General features: G+C 62.7%; 6 protein-coding genes. 4 read left to right on the top strand and 2 right to left on the bottom strand.

Features of this window, described 5'->3' with window-relative positions; translation table 11 throughout:
- The 3 genes from ABR948_RS28510 to ABR948_RS28500 form a co-directional block, all read left to right on the top strand.
- Nucleotides 1–227: Gfo/Idh/MocA family oxidoreductase (locus ABR948_RS28510; protein WP_428124485.1), on the top strand; the 227-nt coding region annotated here is incomplete at its 5' end.
- Nucleotides 224–691, top strand: coding sequence for an acyltransferase (locus tag ABR948_RS28505; RefSeq protein WP_428124483.1), 468 nt, complete (start codon nt 224–226; stop codon nt 689–691). The genes ABR948_RS28510 and ABR948_RS28505, both read left to right, overlap by 4 nt.
- A 12-nt stretch (nt 692–703) precedes the next feature.
- Nucleotides 704–1,801 (top strand): DegT/DnrJ/EryC1/StrS family aminotransferase, encoded by a 1,098-nt coding sequence (locus ABR948_RS28500; protein ID WP_428124481.1) that lies wholly within the window; start codon nt 704–706, stop codon nt 1,799–1,801.
- Nucleotides 1,802–1,810: 9 nt separating this feature from the next.
- Here the strand turns inward: ABR948_RS28500 and ABR948_RS28495 are convergent, their stop codons facing one another.
- On the bottom strand, nt 1,811–3,040 hold the full coding sequence (locus ABR948_RS28495; protein WP_428124479.1) for a phenylacetate--CoA ligase family protein: 1,230 nt from the start codon (nt 3,038–3,040) through the stop codon (nt 1,811–1,813).
- A 183-nt stretch (nt 3,041–3,223) separates the two neighbouring features.
- Between ABR948_RS28495 and ABR948_RS28490 the strand changes: the two genes are divergently transcribed.
- A complete protein-coding gene (locus ABR948_RS28490) occupies nt 3,224–3,805 on the top strand; it encodes a glycosyltransferase (protein WP_428124477.1) in 582 nt (193 codons plus the stop codon).
- A gap of 369 nt (nt 3,806–4,174) precedes the next feature.
- Here the strand turns inward: ABR948_RS28490 and ABR948_RS28485 are convergent.
- Nucleotides 4,175–4,539, bottom strand: a 365-nt coding sequence (locus tag ABR948_RS28485; RefSeq protein WP_428124475.1) for a lysylphosphatidylglycerol synthase domain-containing protein, incomplete at its 5' end; no start/stop codon positions are given.

Below are 4,539 nucleotides of genomic sequence, written 5' to 3'. Positions count from 1 at the left end.
TCGAGAAATTCTCGGTCAATCCGCCGGATGTCTACGGTTTCGGCCATCAGGCCTATTATCAGCACGTGATCGATTGTCTGATCCATCAGCGCGCCGCTTTGGTGGACGGACTTGAAGGACGCAAGAGTCTCGAACTGATCTCGGCACTTTATGAGTCCATCGAGACCGGCCAGGAGGTTGCGCTCCGTTTCACGCCGCGTTTGAGCCGGCTCGGTGTCGCGTCATGACCGGGCCGGAAATACATCAGAGCGGCGTGCGCGATGTCGAATTCGGCGCGCGCGTCAAAATCGTCGAGCCTTGCAACCTCTATGGCTGCAGGATCGGCGATGACTGCCTTGTCGGACCGTTTACCGAAATCCAGCGGGGAGTGGTGGTCGGCGCACGGACCCGCGTGCAGTCGCATGCGTTTATCTGCGAGCTGGTCACGATCGGCGAAGATTGCTTCGTCGGCCACGGCGTGATGTTCATCAACGATACCTTCTCGTCGGGCGGCCCGTCCGGCGGACGCAAGGAGCTGTGGCGCGAAACTTTGATCGGCAATCGGGTGTCGATCGGCTCCAATGCCACGATTCTGCCGGTGCGGATTGCCGACGATGTCGTGATCGGCGCGGGCTCGGTCGTAACCGCTGATATCACCGCTGCCGGCACCTATGCGGGCAATCCGGCGCGCCGGCTTTCGTCGCGAGCCTAGGAAACACCAACGATGCCGGTTCCCTATGCCGATCTGCAGCTGCAATACCAGACCATCAAGCGCGAGATCGACGGCGCCGTCGCGGCCGTGATCCGCGACAGCGCCTTCATTCGTGGGCCCTATGTCGGCGCCTTCGAGCGGGAGTTCGCGGCTGCTGTCGAGATCAGGCATTGCGTATCCTGCGCCAACGGCACCGACGCGCTGTACCTGGCGATGGCTGCGCTGAAGGTTCGGCCCGGCGACGAGGTCATCACCTCGGCGCACTCATGGATCTCTAGTTCCTCGATGATCACGCATGCCGGGGCGAGCGTCATCTTCGCCGATACCGATGGGGTGACCTTCACGATCGATCCGGCGGCGATCGAGGCTGCGATCACGCCGCGGACGGTCGGCATCATCCCGGTGCATCTCTACGGACAGCCGGCGGATATGGACACGATCATGGCGATCGCGACCAGGCACAAGCTCTGGGTGATCGAGGATTGTGCGCAGGCGCATCTGGCGCGCTACAAAGGACAACAGGTCGGTACTTTCGGCGCCGCGGCTGCCTATTCGTTCTATCCCGGCAAGAATCTGGGCGCGATGGGCGATGCCGGCGCGGTCGTCACCCATGACGTCGCGCTGGCCGAACGCATGGCGATGCTCGCGCGTCACGGCGGCCTCGTGAAGCATCAGCACCAGATCGAGGGCATCAACAGCCGGCTCGACGGCCTGCAGGCGGCGATCCTGTCGGCGAAATTGCCGCATCTGCCGGGCTGGACCAGGGCCCGCCAGGATGCCGCGCAGGTTTACGACGAAGGCCTCAATCAGATCGAGGACGTCGTGGTGCCCCAAATCGGCACGGACCGCACCCACGTCTATCATCTCTACACCATCCGGCATCAGCGCCGGGATGCGCTGGCGGCGCATCTGGAGACGCACGGCGTGCAGACCGCGATCAATTATCCGGCCGCGCTGCCGTTTCTCGAAGCCTATCGCCGGTTAGGACATCGCCCCGAACAGTTTCCCAATGCGCATCGCGACCAGAGTCGGATTCTGTCGCTGCCGATGTTTGCGGAAATCACCCGCGCGCAGCAGGACGAAGTGATCGATCGCATCCGCAGATTCTAGGGCACACGATCACGGCTTGCGCTCGTCGGATATTGCCTTGCCGTCGTTCGGCAGCGAGCCGGCCGCCACCAGCTCCACGGCGCCGCCGAGTTTTGTCAGCGCGCGCAGCGTCGAGGTGATTTCACCTCGAAGCGCTTCGCTCGGCGAACTGCATTCGCATTTCAACGTCATCGCGTCGGTTTCGCCTTCGCGCGAGACGACGAGGCGCAGCCGTCCCAACGCGGGATGGCGCTTGCCGATCTCGGCAACTTGTTCTGGCCGCACGAACATGCCCTTGACCTTGGTGGTTTGGTCGGCGCGGCCCATCCAGCCCTTGATGCGCATATTGCTGCGGCCGCAGGGGCTGCGGCCGGGCAGGGCGGCCGTGAGATCGCCGAGCGCCAGACGTATCCAGGGGTGATCAGGGTCGAGCGAGGTGACGACGATCTCGCCGACATCGCCCTCGGCAACGGGATCGCCGGTGCCGGGCCGCACGATTTCCATGATCAGGTCCTCGTTGACGACCATGCCCTCGCGTGCCGGCGTCTCGAACGCAATCAGGCCGAGATCGGCGGTGCCGAAAGCCTGATAGGCGTCGACGCCGCGGGATTTGATCTCGTCCTGCAGCGATTTCGGAAACGCGGCGCCGGAAACCAAGGCGCGCTTGATCGAGGAGACATCGCGGCCGGCGCTGGCGGCCGCGTCGAGCAGGATCTTGAGGAAATCGGGCGTCCCGCTGTAGCCGACCGGGCGATACGCCTCGATCAACTCGAATTGCGCTTCGGTATTGCCGGGCCCGGCCGGAATCACCGCACAGCCGAGTGCGCGCGCGGACGCATCGAAGATGAAGCCGCCGGGCGTCAGGTGATAGCTGAAAGTGTTCAGCACCACGTCATGGGGCCGGAAGCCGGCCGCGAACAGCGCCCGCGCCCCGCGCCAGGGATCGGCATGAACGGATTCCGGCTCGAAGATCGGGCCGGGCGAAGTAAACAGCCGCCCGAACGAGCCCGGGCGCCCCGGCACGAGGCCGCCGAACGGCGGGGAGGCCTTGTGCAAGGCAGGGAGGTCGGATTTGCGCAATACCGGCAGGCGCGCCAGTGCGGCTCGGCTGTTGACCTCGGCCGGATCGATGCCGTTCAAACGTTCAGCATAGACCGGCGCGGCCATGGCTTTGCGCAGCACCGCTGGCAGGCGCGAAAACAGATCGGCCTCGCGCTCAGCGGGAGGGCGGGTTTCCTGTGCGTCGAAATGGTCGGTCATTGCGTCGTCATCATAGCATTCCCTGCGCATCGTCAAGCAGGGTAGTGATCGCGCTTAACCGGGGCAAGTCGATCGGGGCCAGCAGGGCGGCTGAGCCGGTTTCCTTCGAGCCGGGAAATGGTCTAAGAGACCGAACCGACAACACTATTGCAGGGCAGAGCCCTTCAACCTGGACGGTCTGAATTGGCATCGACGAGTCCTAAAGTCATCATCATGCTTGCGACCTGGAATGGCGCAAAATTTCTACCGGAGCAGCTCGCCTCCTATCGCGCGCAGACCCACGCCAATTGGGAACTGCTGGTTTCCGATGATGGTTCGACGGACGGGACCGTCGAAATGATCAAGCATTTTGCAATGGGGATTCCCCAGCGGGTGGTGGTGCGCGACGGACCGCGGCAGGGATTCTGGCGAAACTTCGTTTCGCTTGTTCGAAACGACGACATCGATGGCGATTTGTTTGCCTACAGCGACCAGGACGATATCTGGTACGAGCAGAAGCTGGCGGACGCCGTGAGCTGGTTTGAATCACTCGGCGATGACAAGCCGGCTCTATATTTTACGAGAACCGAATTGATCGAAGCCGACGGTACCGCCGCCGGATTTTCGCCGATTTCACGCGTCCGCCGGGCTTTCGGAATGCGCTTGTGCAAAACATCGGCGGTGGCAACACGATGGTGTTCAATCGGGCAGCCCGGTTGGCGCTGCGCGCGACGCCCGCGGATGCGGCATTGGTTTCGCATGACTGGTGGACGTATCAGGTCGTGACCGGGATCGGCGGAATCGCGCATTATGATCGCAGGCCGAGCCTCAAATACAGACAGCACGGACAGAACCTGGTCGGTTCAAATATCGGCTTGCGTGCACGGCTGATCCGATTGACGGCATTCGCCGCCGGTCGCGTGGTGATGTGGAACGAGATCAACCTCAGGGTTCTGAGCCGGATGCGCGACATGCTGGCGCCCCAGAATGCGCTGGTCCTTGATCGCTTCTCGAGGGCGCGACAGGTGATGTGGCCAAGGAGACTTTGGCTGATCTGGAAGTCCGGTGTCTATCGGCAGGGTGTTGTCGATACGATCGGGACTCTATGTCGGCGCGATGTTCGGCCGGCTATAACAGCTTTCTGCAAATTGCGGGTTACGAGGAGGCTAATAGTTCCTCGGGTGGCGCGGCAGGAATCTTCAGTTTGGCGCCGCTCAACAACCAAAGACCACCGCCGGCAACGCCAAATACAAACATGGCGGCGCCGAAAAGAATGGACACCACCAGCGCGTCGGCTGCCTGCAGCCCGGCATAGCCGAATGCCACAATCAGGGCGGTTTCACGCACGCCCCAGCCTGCGATCGAAATCGGCACCGTCGAAATCAGCATGATCGGCGGAATCAGCAGCAACGAATGCGCAAACTCGAACGGCGTGGCGGCGGCGTGAGCCGCGCACCAGGCGATCGTTGAGGTCAAAACATGGCTGAGCAGGGACAGCACCATGGTCCACAGGCCGGTTG

The organism is Bradyrhizobium sp. (genome assembly GCF_050014615.1).
Lineage (GTDB): Bacteria > Pseudomonadota > Alphaproteobacteria > Rhizobiales > Xanthobacteraceae > Bradyrhizobium.
Note: the sequence above shows the minus strand (reverse complement) of the source record. Positions and strands in the feature narration are given on the sequence as shown.